General features: G+C 55.4%; 16 protein-coding genes. All 16 read left to right on the top strand.

Annotated elements, in window-relative coordinates; genetic code table 11:
- Positions 1–23 precede the first annotated feature (23 nt).
- The 16 genes from ACZ9H4_RS16860 to ACZ9H4_RS16785 all read left to right on the top strand — a co-directional run bounded on the left by ACZ9H4_RS16860 (position 24) and on the right by ACZ9H4_RS16785 (position 20,683).
- The gene (locus ACZ9H4_RS16860; protein WP_476119813.1) at positions 24–1,355 is read left to right on the top strand and encodes an aminotransferase class I/II-fold pyridoxal phosphate-dependent enzyme; all 1,332 of its coding nucleotides are present in this window, start codon (positions 24–26) and stop codon (positions 1,353–1,355) included.
- Positions 1,356–1,379: 24 nt separating this feature from the next.
- Positions 1,380–2,549, top strand: coding sequence for a polysaccharide biosynthesis/export family protein (locus ACZ9H4_RS16855; protein WP_476119811.1), 1,170 nt, complete (start codon positions 1,380–1,382; stop codon positions 2,547–2,549).
- A gap of 6 nt (positions 2,550–2,555) precedes the next feature.
- Positions 2,556–3,371 (top strand): ABC transporter permease, encoded by an 816-nt coding sequence (locus ACZ9H4_RS16850; protein WP_476119808.1) that lies wholly within the window; start codon positions 2,556–2,558, stop codon positions 3,369–3,371.
- Positions 3,368–4,030, top strand: a complete 663-nt coding sequence (locus ACZ9H4_RS16845) for an ABC transporter ATP-binding protein (protein ID WP_476119806.1) — start codon at positions 3,368–3,370, stop codon at positions 4,028–4,030. Before ACZ9H4_RS16850 ends, ACZ9H4_RS16845 begins: the two co-directional genes overlap by 4 nt.
- Positions 4,027–5,202 carry a KpsE/RkpR family capsule polysaccharide export protein gene (locus ACZ9H4_RS16840; protein ID WP_476119804.1) on the top strand — a complete coding sequence of 392 codons (1,176 nt, stop codon included), beginning with the start codon at positions 4,027–4,029 and terminating at the stop codon, positions 5,200–5,202. Before ACZ9H4_RS16845 ends, ACZ9H4_RS16840 begins: the two co-directional genes overlap by 4 nt.
- Before the next feature lie 7 nt (positions 5,203–5,209).
- Entirely contained in the window at positions 5,210–5,407 is a 198-nt protein-coding gene (locus ACZ9H4_RS16835; RefSeq protein ID WP_476119802.1) for a hypothetical protein, read from the top strand.
- 12 nt (positions 5,408–5,419) lie between these two features.
- Entirely contained in the window at positions 5,420–6,688 is a 1,269-nt protein-coding gene (wecC, locus tag ACZ9H4_RS16830) for a UDP-N-acetyl-D-mannosamine dehydrogenase (RefSeq protein WP_476119800.1), read from the top strand.
- Positions 6,685–8,658, top strand: a complete 1,974-nt coding sequence (locus ACZ9H4_RS16825; protein WP_476119798.1) for a hypothetical protein — start codon at positions 6,685–6,687, stop codon at positions 8,656–8,658. Before wecC ends, ACZ9H4_RS16825 begins: the two co-directional genes overlap by 4 nt.
- Complete coding sequence (locus ACZ9H4_RS16820) at positions 8,639–10,492, top strand: BNR repeat-containing protein (protein ID WP_476119796.1); 1,854 nt, start codon at positions 8,639–8,641, stop codon at positions 10,490–10,492. The genes ACZ9H4_RS16825 and ACZ9H4_RS16820 overlap by 20 nt, the downstream gene beginning before the upstream one ends.
- Before the next feature lie 83 nt (positions 10,493–10,575).
- Positions 10,576–13,794 (top strand): glycosyltransferase, encoded by a 3,219-nt coding sequence (locus tag ACZ9H4_RS16815; protein ID WP_476119794.1) that lies wholly within the window; start codon positions 10,576–10,578, stop codon positions 13,792–13,794.
- 135 nt (positions 13,795–13,929) lie between these two features.
- Positions 13,930–15,342 (top strand): BNR repeat-containing protein, encoded by a 1,413-nt coding sequence (locus ACZ9H4_RS16810; RefSeq protein ID WP_476119792.1) that lies wholly within the window; start codon positions 13,930–13,932, stop codon positions 15,340–15,342.
- 227 nt (positions 15,343–15,569) lie between these two features.
- Positions 15,570–16,739: a nucleotide sugar dehydrogenase gene (locus ACZ9H4_RS16805; protein WP_476119790.1), complete on the top strand. Its 1,170-nt coding sequence runs from the start codon at positions 15,570–15,572 to the stop codon at positions 16,737–16,739.
- Positions 16,736–17,848 carry a glycosyltransferase gene (locus ACZ9H4_RS16800; protein ID WP_476119788.1) on the top strand — a complete coding sequence of 371 codons (1,113 nt, stop codon included), beginning with the start codon at positions 16,736–16,738 and terminating at the stop codon, positions 17,846–17,848. The genes ACZ9H4_RS16805 and ACZ9H4_RS16800 overlap by 4 nt, the downstream gene beginning before the upstream one ends.
- Positions 17,845–18,396, top strand: coding sequence for a hypothetical protein (locus tag ACZ9H4_RS16795; protein ID WP_476119786.1), 552 nt, complete (start codon positions 17,845–17,847; stop codon positions 18,394–18,396). Before ACZ9H4_RS16800 ends, ACZ9H4_RS16795 begins: the two co-directional genes overlap by 4 nt.
- Positions 18,397–18,401: 5 nt before the next feature.
- Entirely contained in the window at positions 18,402–19,373 is a 972-nt protein-coding gene (locus ACZ9H4_RS16790) for a polysaccharide deacetylase family protein (protein ID WP_476119784.1), read from the top strand.
- Positions 19,374–19,519: 146 nt separating this feature from the next.
- The gene (locus tag ACZ9H4_RS16785; RefSeq protein WP_476119782.1) at positions 19,520–20,683 is read left to right on the top strand and encodes a glycosyltransferase family 4 protein; all 1,164 of its coding nucleotides are present in this window, start codon (positions 19,520–19,522) and stop codon (positions 20,681–20,683) included.
- Positions 20,684–20,686 lie beyond the last annotated feature (3 nt).

Here is a 20,686-nt window from a genome sequence, read left to right as displayed (position 1 = left end):
ACATATAGGCTGGATCGAATTACATGGGACTCGGAGAAACACTACGGCAGCAGTTGGCAGCCAAGGCACTGAAGCGCCAGCTGGAGCGAGCAACCGGTGCGGCGGACGCGCCTGGCGCGCCCGATGCGCAGGCGGCACCGCCTGCTCAGACACTCTCTGCACGCAGCCGCTTTGAAGCAATGCCGCAATATCAGCAGGTCAAGCTGATGCGCGAAATGGGCGAGACGTTGCGAGTCGAGTCGCCGTTTTTTCGGGTACATGACGGTATTGCAGGCGCGACGACGCAAATCGGCGGCCGCGAGTATGTGAACTTTGCGAACTACAGCTATCTCGGGTTCGCAGGCGACCCCGTTATCGCGTCGCGTGCGAAGGCCGCCATCGACAGGTATGGCACGTCGGCTTCGGCGAGCCGCATCGTCGCGGGCGAACGGCCCGTGCATCGCGAGCTCGAGCGCGCGCTGGCGGCGTTTTACGAAACCGACGATTGCGTCGCGTTCGTGAGCGGACATGCGACCAACGTGACTGTGATTGGCGCGTTGTTCGGGCCCGGCGATCTGATCGTGCACGACGCGCTGGCGCACAACAGTATCGTGCAGGGCGCGCAATTGAGCGGTGCGAAGCGCCTGAGCTTTGCGCACAACGATTGGCAGGCGCTCGACGAATTGCTGACGCGAGTGCGTCGCGAGTATCGTCACGTGCTGATCGCGATCGAAGGGCTGTACAGCATGGACGGCGATATCCCCGACCTCGAGCGTTTTTGCGAGGTTAAGGAGCGGCACGGCGCGTTTTTGCTAGTTGATGAAGCGCATTCGCTCGGTGTACTTGGCGCGACGGGGCGGGGGATTCGCGAGCAGTGCGGCGTGGCCCCGGATCGCGTCGATCTGTGGATGGGGACGATGAGCAAGACGCTGGCGGGTTGTGGGGGTTTTATCGCTGGTTGTCAGCCGCTCGCCGATATGCTGCGTCATCTGGCGCCGGGGTTTTTGTATAGCGTCGGGCTTGCGCCAGTTTTGGCGGAAGCGTCGCTTGCGGCGCTCGAAGCGCTGATCGCGCAACCTGAGCGGGTTGCGCGGTTGCGGGAGCGGGGGCATCAGTTTCTTGCCGAGGCGCGTGCGGCCGGACTCAATGTCGGTACGAGCGCGGGCTACGCGGTCGTGCCGGTGATTACGGGCAGCTCGTTGAAGGCCGCGCAGTGGGCAAATGCGTTGTTCGAGCAAGGCATTAACGTGCAGCCGATTTTTTATCCGGCAGTCGAGGAGAAGGCGGCGCGGTTGCGGTTCTTTATCTGTTCGACGCATGAGGCGGAGCAGATTAGCCGGACGGTGGGGGCGGTGGCGCGGTTGGCTGCAGGTTGAGTCGAATCTTAAGTTGATAGGTCAATGAAGAAGAATCTTTTGGCAGTGTGTCTGCCGGTGGTTTTGACGCTTTCGGGGTGCGGTACGTTTCCTGGGTGGGTGCCCGGATCGGGCGCGAGTCGCGAGCAGGTTCAGGACATCAGTAACTCGGCGAGCTTCGAGGGCATCCAGTTGGTGGGTGTCAACGATGCGTTGGCGCGCAAGCTGGCCGCGGCCAAGCAACTCGACCAGTTTTCGTCCACTTTTACTAGCAAGGTTGCCAACAACTATGTGATCGGCCCGGGCGATGTCATCCAGATAACGATTTGGGAGACGCCACCCGCAATGCTGTTCGGTTCGTCGGCACCCGTTTCGCTGCCGTCGGCAGGCGCCGGTGCATCGACTAGCGTTACGCTGCCTACCCAAATGGTTTCCGCCGACGGCACGATCTCGATTCCCTTTGCGGGCCGTATCAGCGTAGCCGGCCGTACCACGGAGCAGATCGAGTCCAGTATCGTCAGCCATCTCAAGGGCAAGGCGAATCAGCCGCAAGTGCTCGTCGCGGTCACGAAAAACAATGCGTCGAACGTCACGATTGTCGGCGAAGTCAACACGAGCGGGATGATGCCCCTCACGCCGAAGGGCGAGCGTCTGCTGGATGCGATCGCGTTCGCGGGCGGTTTGAAGCAGCCGGTGAACCATATGGCAGTGCAGCTTTCGCGCGGAGACACCACGGCGACAATGGCGCTCGACTCCGTGATTCGCGATCCGAAGCAGAACGTCGTGCTCAAGCCGAGCGACGTGGTGACAGCGCTGTTCCAGCCGCAGACGTTCTCGGTGCTCGGCGCGACGGGCAAGAACGACGAAATTCCGTTTGAGGCGCAAGGTATTTCGCTCGCGCAGGCGCTCGCGCGTTCGGGCGGTCTCAACGACAGCCGCGCAGATGCACGCGGTATTTTCTTGTTCCGCTTCGAGGACGCGAAGCTGGTGGACAACAAGGACGCATCGGTCAAGACGAACAACGGCAAAGTACCGGTCGTGTACGAAATCAATTTGCGCGATCCGGCGGCCTTCCTTGTCACGCAAAATTTCCCGGTTCAGAACCACGACGTGATTTATGTTTCGAATTCGCCTGGCGCGGAATTCCGGAAATTTCTTACGTATGTCGTGATGGTGGCCGATCCGACGGTGGCCTTTACTCATGATTTTCAGTAGTGAGTTATGACGAATAGAGTTCGTACGCCCCTGGAGGTGACGCTTGCCGTTTGGCGCGCAATGTTTCTGCGCGAGGCATTGGATCGCCTGTTCGAGGCACGCGCCGCCTGGCTTTGGCTGTTCGTTGAGCCGGTGGTGTACATTGCAATCCACGCGTTCGGGTACCAAACATTCCATATACATCAAGTAGGTGGAATGGAAATATCTATGTGGATTCTTGGGGGCTTCGTTGGTTTTCTCCTTTGGAGACGCACATGGCTTCAAGTGTTGCACGCGCTTGACAGCAATCGAGCCTTTTTTGTCTACAGGCAGGTGAAGCCATTTGATGCTGCGTTTATAAGAGGGGCTTTGGAATTCTTTTTGATGATTCCGATTGCCATTCTCATCATTCTGTTTACGGTTGCCATGGGTAGGACAATAACGCCAGATACGCTGAATCCGGTGTTGTTTCCTGCGGACCCGCTGCTGGTCATTGTTAGTCTTCTGGGGCTCTGGCTGTTCGGGTTTGGCTTCGGCTTGATTACTTCAGTTGCGATGAAATTCGTCCCGGAATTGGATCACATTTACAAAATGCTATATGTGCCCCTTTACTACATTTCCGGCACATTGCTCCCTATCGCGGTTGTTCCCGAACCTTATCGTGACATCCTGCTAATCAATCCTGTCGTGCATGGAATCGAACTGGTGCGGCTGGGATTTCTGCCAACCTATCACACTGACCCAGGCGTTAGCCTTGCGTACCTCTATGGATGGGCCTTGGGCTTCGTGCTGATTGGTTTGGCGCTCTACAGACGTTTCGCAAAGAAGCTGGTGATGAAATGATCGTTGTCGAGAATGTTCACAAGCGATATATAACCGAGCACGGCGCCGGTAAATGGATATTGCGAGGGGTCAACATGACGATTCCCTCGAACAAAAGCGTTGCATTGATCGGAATGAACGGCGCGGGGAAATCGACGCTGCTTCGAATTATCGGCGGCGTCGACTTCCCGACCAAAGGCAGGGTGGAGCGTCGATGCCGCGTCTCGTGGCCCATGGGAGGCGGAGGACTGGAAGGCACGCTAACCGGGCGACAAAATGCGAAGTTCGTTTGCCGAGTGCACGGACACCAGAACGAACTCAAGGATCGTCTCGCATTCATCCAAGAGTTCGCCGAATTGGGCGATGCGTTTGATAACCCGGTGCAGACATATTCATCAGGAATGAGGTCGCGGTTGCAGTTTGCGTTATCATTGGCTTTTGATTTTGATGTTTATATCTCAGATGAGGTTACGGCTGCTGGCGACGCAAAATTCAGAAAAAAAGCAGCTGACGCGTTCAAGGACAAAACAGGTAAAAAAAGCGTGATCATGGTTTCCCATGACGAAGGCACGCTCAGGCAGTTTTGCCAATCGGCTATCTGGATTAACGAGGGAATGGCTCACTGGTTTGATGATCTCGGTGACGCGCTTAAGGAATACAAGGGAAACGTAGTCTCATGAACGAATCGTCGTCGGTAATTACACAGGATGGCATACTCAGAAAGATGGCCACTGGCTATCTTGAAAAATTTCGCAACCTGTCAACCGTAAGTGTATTTAAATTAATTATAAGGTTGATCTTTATCGCCGCGATCATCTCCGTGGTGTATTGGATATTCGTTGCCTCTGATCGTTACGTTTCTGACGCGAGTGTGATCATCCAGAAGACGGATGAGATCAACAATCCGAACCTCGACATTTCAACCATTGTTCCGAATGCTGCGGGGCCGAGCCGCGGCGATCAACTTTTGCTGCGTGAGTATCTTCTGTCCGCAGATATGTTGAAGAAGCTCGACGCTGCTCTTGATCTGCGCGCGCATTACAGTGACCGACGCTGGGATCCGGTTTCGCGGATGTGGTTCAAGAACGCGCCGCCGGAGTGGTTTTATCGCTACTGGTTGTCTCGCATCGATGTGGAGTACGACGACTACAGTGGAGTACTCCGCATTAGCGCGCAGGCCTACGACCCGAAAACTGCACGGGCAATTGCGACCTTTATGGTGCGTGAAGGTGAGGCGCATATGAACCAGATTGATCACAATCTGGCGCAATCGCAAGTTGACTTCTTGACGAAGCAGGTAACACTCGCGCATCAGCGTGTAATAGAGACCAGCAACGATCTGATCGATTTTCAGAATCGTAAGGGGCTGATGGCACCACAGGCAACGGCTGAAAGTCTCAATGCGCTCATCGATAAACTTGAATCGCAAAAGAGCGAAGTTCAGGCCCAGTTGGATTCCTTGCCAGCTACACTAAGCTCAAATCAGCCGACGGTTGTCATGCTTAAGAGCAATATCAAGGCGCTTGAACAGCAGATTGCCCAGAAGCAGGCAGAACTGACTTCACCCTCAAGACGGACGCTTAACTATACGATCGGTGAATTTCAACGATTGCAAATGCAAGCGGGGTTTGCTCAAGATCTGTACAAAACTGCGCTTGCTGCACTCGAAAAGGGCAGGATGGACGCCGCACGCACGCTGAAAATGGTTTCCCCGCTGCAAGCGCCGACCGAGCCGAGCTATCCGATGGAGCCTCTGCGCATGTACAACATGATTCTGACTTTGTTGGCCGCGATTGCGCTGGCTGGAATCGTGAAGTTGCTGGAAGGCATCATTCTCGATCACGTTGATTGAGCGAGGGATGGCTATGGGGGTTCTGTTTGTCATGGTTACTTGGCCAGAGGCGACAAAGATGGCGCCGCTCGTCAAAGCGCTCACGAATGGAACGACAGTCGAGACAAAAGTACTTGTGACCGCCCAGCATTGCGAGATGCTGGACTTCGTGTCGCGCGCTGCCAATCGCTATGGTGATGGCGAGGCTGCCAGACGTATCCAATAAAGTTGCTAACGCATGTTCAATAAGATATCAATAATCGGTCTTGGGTACATAGGCTTACCCACAGCTACGTTGTTTGCATCCCGCAAGTTGCGCGTTATCGGCGTCGACGTGTCAGCAGACGTGGTTGAAACGATCAACAGGGGTGACATCCACTTTGTCGAACCGGAGTTGGATATTTTGGTACGGGCTGCAGTGGGTTCAGGCTACCTGCGAGCCACGACGTCTGTTGAGCCCGCCGACGCATTCGTAATTGCAGTGCCAACGCCATTGGCTGCCGACCACAAACCCGACCTAAGCTACATCGAAGCCGCGGCGAAGTCGATTGCGCCGGTACTGGATAAGGGTAATCTGGTTGTTCTCGAGTCCACATCATCCGTCGGTAGTACAGAACTATTGGCAAGGTGGATGTCGGAAATTCGACCGGATCTCAGTTTTCCACATCAAGCTGGCGAAGCGTCTGATATCCGAATTGCTCATTGCCCTGAACGTGTTCTTCCTGGGCGTATCGTGCACGAACTAGTTGCAAATGATCGGGTCATCGGTGGCATGACTTCGAAGTGTTCCGAAGTCGCCATTGCGCTTTATGGTTTGGTAGTCCAAGGACGCTGCATTGTCACTGACGTGCGCACGGCGGAAATGTGTAAGTTGGCCGAAAACAGCTTTCGAGATGTCAATGTTGCGTTCGCAAATGAGCTTTCGATGATATGCGACAAGCTGGGCATCGACGTATGGGAGCTGATCGCGCTAGCCAATCGACATCCGCGTGTCAATATTCTGCAACCGGGCTGCGGAGTGGGTGGGCATTGCATAGCCGTCGATCCCTGGTTCATCGTCGATAGCGCGCCAGCCGAGGCGCGGCTGATTCGGTCCGCACGCAACGTGAACGATGCGAAACCAGACTGGGTCCTCGGGAAGGTAGATGAAGCCGTGACGCAGCTCGTAAATTCGGGGACGCCAGCCGAAGATATCTGTATCGCCTGCCTGGGAATTTCGTACAAACCGGATATTGATGACCTCAGAGAGAGTCCCGCGCTCGAAATTGCCAGGAAGCTAGCCAAGCGCCGCGACACGATGGTCGCAATTGTCGAGCCCAACCTCAAAACACTACCGGAAGATTTGAGAATAGAGAAAGTCGCCTTCATGCGTTTTGAAGAGGCAATCATCGAAGCGAACATCATTGTCCTGCTCGTTGATCATGCCGAGTTCAGAAACGTGAAGCCTAAGCTTAAAAGCGCTCAGGTGCTTATCGATACGCGCGGCATTTGGAAAGATGCAAAATGATGATAGATAAGAGTATTCAGGCAGATCTTGAAGCCCGCGTAGGTGACGTGGAAGAGGAGAACGAACAGTTGCTTCTCCAGCTCCATCATGTTCAGGAGGAGCTTGGAAATTACTATTTGCGCAACAAGGTTCTTGAGAAAAAGTTGTCCGGACAATCGTCGAGTAACGATCTATTGGCCAAGGGCTGCGTAGACGAGGAGCTGCAAGATGCTCTCGCTGAGAACCGACGGCTCCATGCCTTTGTCGAGGTTCAGAAAAAAGTCCACGCCCTCGAAACGCAGAATGGACTGAGCTCGAAGCTGGGAAGTCTTTTGATTCAAGGCGTCGATTCTCCGAAGACGATGGTGGCCTTGCCTGGCCGACTCTGGAAGATCTGGAGATCGCACAGTCGCCATACGCCTCCACAATCTCTGGGAGGCTCGGACTTTAGCGCACTGCTCGCGGCATACCGCGAAGGTGGTTTCGCCGCGGTAGAAAAGTTGATGGCCGAGGTGTCGATTTCATCGGTAATGCAGGCCAATGGCTATACCGCAATCGCGAGGCATTTGATGCCGGGCGATCGCCTCTGTGCCGCAGAGGCAGCGCAACGCGCGTACGCTTTGGATCCAAAACCCTATCGTTTGAAATGGTTGGCCTTTCGACTTCATGAGGCAGGCCAAGTTATCGAAGCGGCGGCTATGTTGGATATCCTGCCGGCGAATATGCAGTTCAGCGATTCCGAGGATCGCCAAGCCAGCCAGCTCCGTTATGAGACGGATTGCGCGCTTCAGCGCGAAGCTAAGCAGCAGGCAAGACTTGCGGAGCGCAGAACAGGTTTCGAGGAACAGTTGAATCGCCTGGCCAGCGAGCGAGACGATCAGGCACGTCAATTGAGCGAGCGTTGCAGGGAGGTGGAACTTCTCAAGCAGTCCAATTCCCAATTGGAGGAGGACCGACGCGGGGTCACGGGTCAATACGAAAAGGCCACGAGTCTGGCAGCTGAGCGTGCGCTGCAACTTGACGCACAGAAGCGGACTGTAGTTCAGCTTAAGCAAGATATGTTGCTTATGGAGGATCGGCAAGAGGTCTCACTAAGGCTCTGGCAAGAGAAGGCCGCGCAGTTGGAAAACGAAAAGAGCACGTTGATGGCTCGCAATGGTGAAGATGCGCGATTGTTAGCCGAGAAAGTTCAGGCGGTCGATGAGTTGACCCGGGCCAATGCCCTGCTAGAGCGGGAAGGTTCTCTATTGGCCACACAGCGTGACGAAACCGTCAGCCTTGCTGCAGAGCGCAGACGAGAAATCGAATTCTTGCAGCAAGCTAGGCTAGATCTGTTGCAGGAAAAAGCAACGCTGGCGGGTCGCTACGAAGAGGTCGTCAAGGTATTGGCTGACCGCATTCGCGAGGTCGATGCGCTTAAGCAAGCAACGAGCCAACTCGAACAGGATAGGTCAGTACTAGCGAATCGATATGACGAAGTCGTCAGAAAGTGCAGTGAAGGGGATCAGCGGTTCGAGGCGTTGAGTGACGTCCAAGTACGCCTGGAACAGGAAAAACTGATGTTGACAGACCTGCACGACGACGCCTGCCTACAGTTGGCGCAGCGGACGCGAGAAGTCGAGCAACTGCAGCAGGCCAACTCGCATCTCGAAGGAGCGAAGTCTGAGTTATCGGGCTTGTACGAAGCTGTCGCAAGACAGCTCGACGAACGTAATCGGGAGAATGAAATTCTGGAGCAGACCCGGAAGAGACTCGAGCACGAGAAGCTTGAGTTATCTGCGGATCATGTTGAGTCTTCGAAGCGAGCGGCAGAATATCTTGCACAAGTCAAAGTCTTGCAGCAGCAGCTTCAAGATCGCCAAATCAACGACGACGTATTGATCGAGCGTCAGAAGCTAATGCAGGAAGAAATCGTTCGGGCCGAAGCCCAGCTTGATTTGATTAAGGATGTGTTGCTTCAGGTGCGGATCAATGAGAAAGCAGCCAACTAATATTGCTAGCAAAGTGTTGAGTGAAGAGACCGTTCAAGCTGCTCCCGAGAAGCAAGTCTCTTCGGAAACTGCCGCTTTGGTAGTGCACGACGAAGGCTTGCTGGATCGAGCGCGTATTCAATGGCAATTCGGTGACTGGCCGAAGCTCGCGAAGCTCAATCACGGTATTCTTCAGGCTCATCCGGAGCGCGCGAGGCTTGCACTGTTCGCTGCAGCCGGTCGCCTGCAAACTGGCCAGATTGCTGAAGCTGAAAAGTTCATCCGATTAGCGGAAGGATGGGGAGCTGACAAGGCGCTTGTTTGTCAGATACTCACTGCCGGGATCCATAACAGCTTAGGGCGCGCAGCTGCACTCGCAGGGAATTTCTCGAAGGCATTTAGACACTTCGAATCGTCGATTACTAGCGGTATGCCCCGGACTGACACGGCGTTGATCACTGGCGCGCGCATCGATCAGCAATGCACTCAACTCGGAATCTCGCCGGATTGCTTCGGCGCTGAGCCACATGTGGAACGGTCGCGGCAGGGCGGCTCCCAAGAGTATCGTAGATTTACCGTCAGGCAGTCGGCGGAGATAGATTTCGGCGCTGCGTGGGCTGGCAACTCCATTAACACGGTCATTTTCCGTCACCACGGCATTCTTACCTGCGACGGGAAACAATTTACTGCGTTTTACGTCAATGAGCATACGCTTCGTCTCGTCCAGCGTGATCTGAAAACGAATAATATTCAGACGCATGATCTCGATGGTGAGTACAACCTGACTGATGCCCATAACAGCATCAGCATTGGTTTCGATCGCGCCAATCATATTCACATATGTTACGACCACCACGCGACGCAACTTCGCTATCGGCGCAGTGTTCACCCGGGCAATATTACTGAATGGTCGGAAGAGTTGCCTATGACGGGCAACGCGGAGACCAAAGTAACTTACCCTACGTTCATTCAGCCACGTAATGGCTTTCCGCTAACGCTGTTGTATCGCGACGGCATACACAACAAGGGGACGGCGCGCCTAAAATCCTACGATGAGGCGTCGGGAAGTTGGGCGGATAGTCCACTACCCATTCTGAGCGGCAGTGATTCCAAACCGTGGACGAGTAACGCGTACTGGAACCACCCGGCCATCGATCATGACGGTGATCTGCACATTAGTTTTGTGTGGCGTACGCACATGCTCGGGGAAGAGAAGCGTGTCAATAACATCAATATTGGCTATGCCTCGTCATCTGACAACGGGATCACTTGGGTGACGTCAAAAGGCCGTGGATACCAGCTTCCAATTACTCAAACAAACGCGGAAACTGTTCATCCGGTTTCGCCCGGCAGCAATCTAATGAACCAATGCAGCATGGCGGTTGATAGTTTAAATCGGCCGCATATCGTTTATTATGCTGATGATTCGAATGGTATTCCGCAATATCAATACTTGCGATATGACGGTAACCGTTGGCATCACCAAGTAATCTCGAAGAGGGCGCGGCCTTTTACGTTGACAGGTAGCGGGACGTTGCAGATACCGATTAGTCGTCCAGAGATCGTTCTCGATCGAAAGGACAACGCGTATATTATAAGTAGAGGGGATCACAGTCGGGGGCGGATGGTCGCAACCGTTCTGAGAGCTCCGGGCTATGTTTGGGTTCCCGATAACGTGCAGACGATCTGGGGGGAGGATTTGGGTTTTTCCGAACCCATTATTGATCGCGTGCGTTGGGCACAGGAAAACGTACTTAGTTTGCTGGTTCAATATAACGAGCAACCCAATCACGATCTGGGGCATCGGTCGCTATTTCGACCGATCAAATTGATTGACGTGCATTTTTCTCTGTAGGACGCAGGCTTTATCCGATTGAGAGCATTGATCGTCAACGTGCTCCACCAGGCGGTTAGTCGATCACAAGGCGTTACAAAAATATGCAAGATAATTCACACATTTCATATTGGGCTTCCGGAAACGAAGCTCTGCGTAACCAAAAATATGAGAATGCGATTCAACTCTATCAAAAAGCGAAAGCAAATACGCCAGAGTTGTCACATCTGATCGAGGAGAGCGTTCAGTTAGCGAAGCGCCGCATCCGGGATAAGCGGCGCCTTGTGCAAAAGGAAGCGGTTGAGAGCGTCGATATCGTCGTACCTGTGTTCAACGCACTCGACGACGTCAAGTCATGCCTGCAATCTCTGGAACTCCATACTGACGAGTTCAATGTGCGAGTCATCGTGGTGAATGACGGATCTCAACCGGACACTACCGAATGGCTACGCAGCTATTGTTCGGAAAACGCTCTCTTCACGCTGATCGAGCACCCCACTAACCAAGGTTATACCAAAACGGTAAATACCGGATTAAAGGCATCTCGTGCACCGTACGTAATTACGCAGAACAGTGACACTATTGTCTCTTCCGGATGGTTGAGGGGCCTGGTGCGTTGCATGGAATCAAATCCCACGCTGGGTGTTGTTGGCCCACTTTCCAATGCAGCCAGCTGGCAAAATGTACCTGCCCTGAGAGATGAAGCGGGATCGTTTGCTGTTAACCAGCTACCGCAAGGGCTAACGGTCGATGACATGGCCGCGCTGGTAGCGGATACGTCCGAACCCTCTTATCCGCGTTTACCCTTCGTAAACGGCTTTTGTTTCATGATTCGGCGCATGGTGATCGACTCCATTGGATACATGGATGAGATCAATTTTCCAGTCGGTTACGGCGAGGAGAACGATTATTGCATTCGCGCGATTGATGCAGGATTCGAACTTGCCATTGCGGACGACGTCTACGTTTACCATGCGAAGTCCAAAAGCTTTGGTCACTCCCGTCGTAAAGAGTTGTCGGCTCAGGGTACGGAGAGCCTAAAAAGGAAGCATACGGCCGATAAATACTATGCCCGTGTGGCGGAAGTAAAACGTACAGAGCTTCTTGACCAGGTTCGCTATCGCGTGCAGGCCGCGATTGAAGCGCGCTCCACGGCGGAGCGTCTTGACCTCATGTCCATGCGGATTCTTTTTCTGCTTCCGGTCAAAGGCGGCGGCGGTGGCTCGCACTCAGTGGTGCAGGAAGTAAGCGAGATGCGTCGAATGGGCATCCAGGCAAGCGTGGCCTTAAAGTACGAGCACGTGGCGTCCTTTCGAGAGATGTATTCCGATGTTCCCGGTATTGAGGACGTGTTTGTCGGTTTCGACGAATGCACGATACTTCAAATTGCCGATGACTACGACGTTGTCGTCGGCACGATCTTCACTTCGATGAAGCTCGTCAGACAAATCGTAAGCGCTCACCCGTATATATTGCCCGCTTACTACGTGCAGGATTATGAGCCATTCTTTTTCGAAGAGGGCTCACCGAAATGGCACGAGGCTCGTGACTCGTATACGTTGGTACCGGGCGCGCTCCTGTTCGCCAAGACGCAATGGATTGTTGACGTGGTCAAGCTGCACCACGGCGTAGCAGTGCATAAAGTTCGACCTAGTATCGACCACGAAGTGTATAAGCCAGCTCGCAGAGGCAAGGATGAGCGCACGCATGTAACTGCAATGATTCGTCCGCAGACTCCGTATCGTGGAGCAGAGCGCACGATGCGGTTGCTGCGCCGGCTTCATCAAGCATTGGGAGACCAACTGGTCCTCAATATTTTCGGTTGCGATGGAGGAAAGGCGGAGTTCCTTGCTTTGGAGCGGGATTTCCCGTTTCAGAATCACGGGCCGTTGAAGCGGCCTCAAGTGGCGGCGTTGCTGGCCAGCAGTGATCTCTTTATCGATCTCTCGGACTACCAGGCATTCGGGCGTACATCGCTGGAGGCAATGGCTTGTGGCTGCGCTGCTGCCGTACCTGCGAATGGGGGAGGGAGTGAGTATGCCGAGCATCGACGCAATGCCCTCGTGCTTGACACGCGTAACGAGGACGCTTGCTTCGAGGCAGTGTTGAGCTTGCTGTCGAGCCCGCAACGGCTGCAGAGCATGCGGCGCGCCGGGTTGCAGACCGCCGCCGGGTACTCTGTACATGCTGCTGCCGTGAGTGAGTGCGTGCCAATCGAGAAGAGCCTTAAGGCGTGGCGGCTGAAATATCCGCGACCTGATAAGCCTGTACTGCTCCTGATGCCAGGGCTCCGTGGAGATGGCTTGCCTGCCGGTTCGGGTTACGTCCGGGTAGTGCTTCCGTACCAGTCGCCGGCTGTTCTGCGGGACTGGCAGGTGAGACAGACGACTGTTCTCCCGAAACCGGGAACAGCCCACGCGGTGTTGATGCAGCGAGACGCGATCGGATTCAATCTTCCCGAACTTGAGGATTGGCTGCCCCGTTGGAAGGAAGCGGGCGGACGCCTCGTCTATGAGATAGACGACGACCTGCTTGATGCGCAGGGCCTCAAAGCCCGTCACTATAAAGGTGATGCACACGCGGTCGCCGCGAAAGTTCGATTGCTGGCTAGTTCTGCCGACCTCGTGCACGTATCAACGGAGTCGTTGGCTAGTCTCATGAGGCAGGTTAATTCCAACGTGGTCGTTATTCCTAACGCCCTGGATGCGGACCTGTGGAGACTTGAGGGCCAGCCTCAACACAACCGCGGATCGCACCGGAGGATGCAAAATGGCCCGATTCGTATCGGCTATGTTGGAACCCCAACCCACGACGGGGATCTGGATCAGATTACTGAGGCCATGAAGCAAATTGAAGCAAAATACGGGTGGCGAGTTGAGATTGAGGTTATTGGTGGATTTCAGAATCGCACTCCGACCTTTGGGAAGCGAGTAGGTCTCCCGAAGAAGAATGATTACCCCAACTTTGTTCGTTGGTTGCACGAACGCGTGCATTGGGATATCGGGATCATTGCGCTGGCGGAGAACAAATTCAATGAATCGAAGAGCTATTTGAAGTTTCTCGAGTACGCAGCGCTTGATGTCGCTATTGTTGTTTCCGCGGGGAGTACTTACCAGCCGGTAGCCCGACACCGCCATAATGCATTGGTCGCTCGTTCAACCGATGAGTGGGTCGAGTGCGTTAGCTCGCTTATAGAATCGCCTTCCTTGCGAGCCCAACTTTCGCTTCAATCTCGCAGAGACATTTGCGCGGGCCATACACTCGCGGAAGTTGGGCCGATGATTAGCGCGGCTTTGATGTCGAAGGTTGGGGCTGCTCGATAGGCACTTACGCAGGATCGATTGGGCTCAATGGAGGCCGATCTTCAACCTGTACTCTACTTCAGGAACTCGCTGATGGAGTGCAATCAAATAATGGGCAAGTAAGTATCAGCCGCGCGAAGCGGAAGGCAACGATCTATGCGGCTTATTACGTCGTCGGTAAGACTTTTTGGTGGATTGATTTGGTTGGGCGCTTCTGTGTGCGCTTTTGCAGAGGGGACCACTATGGCGGACTCTTCGAAGTGCACGGTTCCGCCGTCCCAAATCACAATCGATAAAGCGTGGGGCGGTGCGCGCGTCGCGTTCGATGCGCTAGAAAACAAGGATTATTTGTACGTCGCCTACTACGACGCTGATCGTTGGATGACTATTGCGCAAGTCAATAAATGCAGTGGTCGTCTGGAAAAGATCAGGGTTCCGTCACGTTTTGGTGGATGGGACGAACACAATTCGATTGCTCTAGCATTCGACTCCGAGAATAGATTGAATGTCTCGGGCAACATGCACGTTTCTCAGCTGGTGTACGCGCGCATGGATGTGCCGGATCGCTTGGCAGGCCTCGGTATCCTAAGAGGGATGGTCGGGTCGGAAGAGGAGCGAACAACATATCCGTATTTTTTCCGTTTTCCTGACGGGGCACTGGGTTTTTCGTACAGATCGGGTCAAAGCGGCGACGGCATCGAATTAATTAATCGATTGGTCGACTCCGACTGGGTCCGCTGGACGAATCGACCAGTTTTTTCGCCAAATCGCGATGGGACCACGGTCAATGCCTACCATTCCGACTATATTTTGGGACCCGATAAGTTCTTTCACGTAGCTTGGGTCTGGCGGAGGACCTATAAAGTTGAGACAAACTTCAATGTCAACTACGCAAAGAGCAAAGATTTGCGGGTTTGGGAGGACAGTCGTGGCAATGTCCTTCCGTCGCCCATTACGCCTGCGTCTGCAGAGGTCGTAGATCGAGTTCCCGAGAACTCGGGTCTCTTTAATAACGTTCGCTTAGGGTTTGACGAAGAAGGTCGTCCCGTGATCTCCTATCTGAAATTCGATTCCACAGGGGCGACTCAGTTGTTTCACGCGCGTCGGGGAAACAACGGTTGGGTATCTGTGCCGGCTACTGCGTGGACCTATCGCTGGGATCCGCGGGGAGGCGGTTCGTTGCCGAGCGAAATTAGCTTTTCAGGCGTAAAAGTAAGCGACGGTCGATTGATAGAACAGGTCCAGCAACCGGAAATCGGAAAGAAGATCTTTGTATACGGCGATGATTCATTCAAGGTTCAAGAAGTACTCAAACCTGATCTTCAGGAATCGACCGTGCAAATAAAGGATCGTCACCCGCCCAAGGGGGCCATCCTGAATACCCGAGCGGTCAGGGCGGAAAATTCAAGGATCGGTGTTTTAAAGTACCGCTACGCAATTTCATGGTTTAGCCTTCCTGTGGACAATCGGGATAAGCCTAGAGATTGTGCACGAGTCGGATTGCCGTGTGATTTCATTTCGGAGTTGGTGCTGCATTCGGCACCGACTGAAAATACGAGTAAGAATTGACTATGTTCCAATGCCGATTCGGCAATAAGAAGGAAGGTTGGCGTACGTCGTTGCTGGTGCATTCCGAATTTTCTAGGGGCGAAGTTCGGTGAGATTTCGGCTTAATGCCGTGTTTCACTATGAGATAATTCTGCCCGGAATAGTGCAACTGAGCGCGGGCGAGCAAGCCACAAGCTCGCGTAGAGCAGAGCAGTTCACAATCCGTTATCTGTCTTTGAGGCATTTGTATGAAAATCGCAATCGCTGGAACTGGCTACGTCGGCCTTTCTCTTGCCGTACTGCTGGCCCAGCACAACGAGGTCATCGCTCTGGACATTGTTCCTGAGAAAGTAGCGATGCTCAACCGCAAGGAATCGCCGATCGAAGACACCGAGATTGAGGAATTTCTCGCGCACAAGTCGCTCAACTTCCGCGCCACGCTCGACAAGGTCGAAGCCTACGCGAACGCCGACTACGTGATCATCGCCACGCCGACCGATTACGATCCGGAAACGAACTACTTCAACACCCGCTCGATTGAAAGCGTCGTTCGCGAGGTGAAGGAGATCAATCCGCAGGCGGTTATGGTCATCAAGTCGACCATTCCGGTCGGCTACACGGAGCGCACGAGCGAAACGCTGGACACGCAAAATCTGATCTTCTCGCCGGAATTCCTGCGGGAAGGCAAGGCGCTGTACGATAATCTGCACCCGTCGCGTATCGTCGTCGGCGAGCGTTCGGAGCGCGCAGAAGTTTTCGCCGAGTTGCTGAAGCAAGGCGCCGTCAAGCAGGACATTCCGACGCTCTTCACCGGCAGCACCGAGGCCGAGGCGATCAAGCTGTTCGCCAATACGTATCTCGCGATGCGCGTCGCGTATTTCAACGAGCTCGACACGTACGCAGCGCAGCACGGCCTCGATACGAACCAGATCATTCAGGGTGTGTGTCTCGACCCGCGCATTGGCTCGCATTACAACAATCCGAGCTTCGGCTACGGTGGCTACTGTCTGCCGAAAGACACGAAGCAACTCCTCGCGAATTACAGCGATGTGCCTCAAAATCTGATTCACGCTATCGTCGAATCGAATGGCACGCGGAAAGACTTCATCGCCGAGAGTGTGCTCAGGCATAGCCCGAAGGTGGTTGGCATCTATCGGCTGGTGATGAAAGCAGGTTCCGACAATTTCCGCGCGTCGAGCATTCAGGGTGTGATGAAACGCATCAAGGCGAAGGGCGTGGAAGTGATCGTCTACGAACCGGCGATGCACGAATCGAGTTTCTTCAATTCGTCGGTGGTCAACGATCTGGCTGAATTCAAGCGTTCGGCCGACGTGATCGTCGCAAATCGCATGACGGCCGATCTGACAGACGTGGCGGACAAGGTATACACGCGCGATCTGTTCGGCGGCGACGCATGAACGATCCGCAACCGGCTCGCAACGACTCAATCGACTCGCAGCTTCCCCGCATTCTGTTCTTCAACGTGAATGGCTCAGGCATGGGCCATCTGAACCGTTGTCTTTCATATGCGCGGCGGTTGCGCGGCCGTGCTCGCCCGGTGTTCTTTTCCCTGGCGTCGGCCATCGAGCTTATCGAAGAGATGGGATTCGAGGCAGATTACTTCGTTTCGCCATACTGGTCGTCGAGCTCCACGTTTGCGTGGAATAGCGAGCTGGCTGTACGTTTTGGCATGATGCTCGAACGCGTACGTCCCGACGTAATCGTCTTCGATGGCACCTGGCCATTTCAAGGGTTTCTGGCGACGTGCGAGACCTTCGGCTCGCCAGCACTGGTCTGGTCGAACCGTGGCTTGCTCAAGGAAGGCGGCAAGACGGTCTCCGTGGATGAATCGCGTTTCGATCTCGTGATCCAGCCCGGCGAACTGGGCGCGCAGGAAAACGAGCGGCCGCTCGAAGGCGGCGGCACGCGTGCGCTCGTGCCGCCCGTGTGCGTGCTCGAAGACGACGAGTTGCTCGACCGCGCCACGGCGCGCGAGGCATTGAACCTTCCACGGGACGGCCGTTTCGTTCTGTTCGCGCTGGGCCCCGGCAATCTGAAGGATGTGGCGGGAATCGGCCACGGCCTGATTCGTGGGTTCGAGGCGGCGGGCTTCAAAGTAGTCTGGGTGCGCGCGCCCATTTCGGTGCGCGACATCGAATTACCGGACGGCGTGATGCCGCTGACGGTCTATCCGCTCGCGCGCTATTTGCGTGCGTTCGACGCCTTTGTCGGCGCAGCCGGTTACAACACCTGCTGCGAACTCGTGCAGGCGGGCGTGCCCGCTCTACTCGTGCCCAACACACAACTCGCCGACGATCAACTGCGTCGAGCGCACATGGTCGCCGACGTCATGCCGGCCGTCGTCTCGGCCTGCGAGACCGACGACGAGCGCGAGGCCGCGGTGAGCAAACTGCTCGGCATGCTGAACGCCACGCCTGCCGAACGTGCACCGATTCCGATGAATGGCGCCGTGCTGGCCGCGGAAAAGATCCTCGCTTTGGCAGCAAGAAGGGAGCGCATGCAGTGAGCTTGATTGCGGAAACCGATGCATTGCGGCGTGAGGTGAAAGCGCTCGCAGCCAAACCCGAATGGGATCTGCTCGTTCGTTACGACCTGCTGGGGAAAAAACCGCCGTCCTCGTGGCAGGACCGCGTATGGCGGCACATTCGCGATCTGTTGGCCGCGGCAGGTCTGATGTCGCCGCACGTAACGCAGTATCCGTGGCTGCCGACCCTAAAGCACAGACCGGTTTCGGCCGATGTAAAGACAGTGATGATCTGGGCCCTCGGCGCCGATCGTCACCAGTTGCGCGCCGCGTGCGAAGGCTGGTCGAAAAAGCTTCAAGGCGGCGATGATCTGGCGCCGGTTCTGGTGACCGATACCGCCGATTTCGCCTTTTATTCCCGGCTGGGTTGGCTAGTGGAATATGTGCCGTCACTGAGCGGCGAGGGCCCATCGCTACAGCAGAGAAAGCAGGCTTATCTCGCGTGGCGCTACCGTGATGCGACCGTCTTGCCGTTGAGCGCTGGGTTAGCCAGCGACGCGCAATGGCGCGCATTGCTGAAACTGAGCTGAGAAAGATGCAAAAGAATCGCTATGCCATGTTGACGGTCGATACCGAAGCGCTGCCCAAACGCGCGCCGCACGATCACGTCAAACGACTGATGTGGGGCGTACACGAGCGTGGAACCGCGGGAATTCGTGAAATGGCGGAGATCGGCGACGAGTTCGGCGCCAAGCACGTCTATTTCGTCGATCAATGCGGCGCGTGGTCGTATCTGCAAGAAACGCGCGAAGTCGTGCGCTGGCTCGATTCCGTGGGTCAGGACGTGCAACTACACACGCACCCGGAATATTTGCCTGATTCATTCTGGGCCGAGCATGGACTCGCGCGCCGTCCGCAGTATATGAATCAATATACCGACGACGCCCGCGCGGAGTTCGTCATCAAACATTTCGGCAATCTCCTTTCGGAGCAAACCGGCAAGCCGGTTCTCGCGCACCGGGCAGGGTCGTTCCGCTGGAATGCGGCCACGATACGCGCCCTCAAAGCCACGGGCGTGCGGGCGTCGTTCAACAATTCGATGTGCGCCGTCCACGCGAAACAGGCCATTTTCAGCGAGCCGACGAATCTTCCGTACGCGTGGTCGAACGGCGTGATCGAAGTGCCGATGACGGAAAAGAAAATCTTGCCGAAGGTGGGCAAAGACGAATGGTGGGCGCGCCTCACGTATCCCGAGTCGCCGTATTTCCGTTTCCGTCCATGGTGGGGCAAATTGCTGCTCGATGCGTTCAGCGGCAGTCCGACGTTTTCCATTTTCCTGCTGCATTCGTGGTCGCTGCTGTACTGGGATGAAAAGGGCTACGCAACGTATCGTGACGATCAGCGTATCGAAGGCTATCGCAAGCTCTTGCGTCGTTTGACAAAAGACTACGACGTGATCACGACTGCCGAATTCCTTGATCTGCACGCACGCGGCAAGATCAAGATGTCGGCAACCGTCGATCTCGCGCGCGCCGAACTCAAGCCGCAGGGGACCGTGCGGACATGAGCAGCGCATTCGATTCTCTGCAAACGTTCGTAAGCGAACCGTACCTGGGACTGAGTCGATGGCTAACGGTTCGTATGCTGGATCGCAGGGCGAAACAGCGTGCAACCGCGCGGTCATACGATGCTGATGGCGGCGGGCTTCTATACGTGGCCGCAAGCGCATTGCCGTACCACACGAGCGGCTACACGACGCGCACGCATGAGGTCATTCGGGCAATGACGTCGGCGGGCGGGCGCGTGCATGCAATGACACGGCCCGGTTATCCGCTCGATCGAATCGATCGCCTGCACGATGCCGTGAGCGCAGAGACCGAAGTTGGCGAAGTGCGGTATCTGCATGCAGCGGGACCAGCCAATAACCGTCCGGTGCTGCTGTATGCGATGCAGGCGGCGCGCGTGATCGCGCAACGGGCGAAGCAACATCGCGTGTCTGTCATTCACGCTGCGTCGAATCACGTGAACGCGTTACCGGCATTGCTGGCGGCGCGTCGATTAGGGATTCCGTTCCAGTATGAAATGCGCGGCCTTTGGGAACTCACGCGCATTTCGCGTACGCCGCATTACGAAGGGCGCCAGGGTTTCCGGCAAGGCCTCGAACTCGAAGGGCTCGTGGCGCGCCACGCAGATCGCGTGTTCGTGATTTCAGAGCAGTTGGGCCGCTTCGCACGCGCGCGCTGGGGCATCGACAAAGAACGCATGTTCCTGCTGCCCAACTGTGTCGAACCCGAGCGCTTCGCGTCGCTCGCGTCCCGTGAAATTGAGAACGACACGATCGGCTATGCGGGCTCGCTGATGGCCTATGAAGGGCTCGACACGCTAATCGACGCCGTCGCACAACTGCGCGCACGCGGCGTAAGGATTTCCGTGAGCCTCATCGGTGATGGTGAAGCGCGGTTGTCGCTCGAATCGCAGGTGCAGCGGCTCGGCCTGTCGGAACAGATTCGCTTTCTGGGTCGCATGGCGCCGCAAAAGGCGCAGGAAACGTTGAGTCGCTGCGCACTGGTCTGTATTCCGCGCAAGCCGTTCAAGGTCTGCGAAATCGTGCCACCGATCAAACTCGTCGAAGCGATGGCAATGGGCAAGCCGGTCATCGTGCCGGATCTGCCCGTGTTTCGCGACGAAATGGGTGAGCGGCCGGCAGGCTGGTTTTTCAATGCCGGCGATGCGACCGATCTTGCGCGCGTGATTGAGACGGCAATGAGTGATCGCGCGGCACTTGCTGCGCTGGGCGAACGGGCAAAAGAATACGCGACCACGCAGCGATCGTGGCGCGACTTTGTCATCAAGGCATTACCGAAAAGTGCGGGGTAAGGG

The sequence above is a fragment of the Paraburkholderia sp. TE9906 genome, from assembly GCF_056279605.1.
This window is presented reverse-complemented; position numbering and strand designations above follow the sequence as displayed.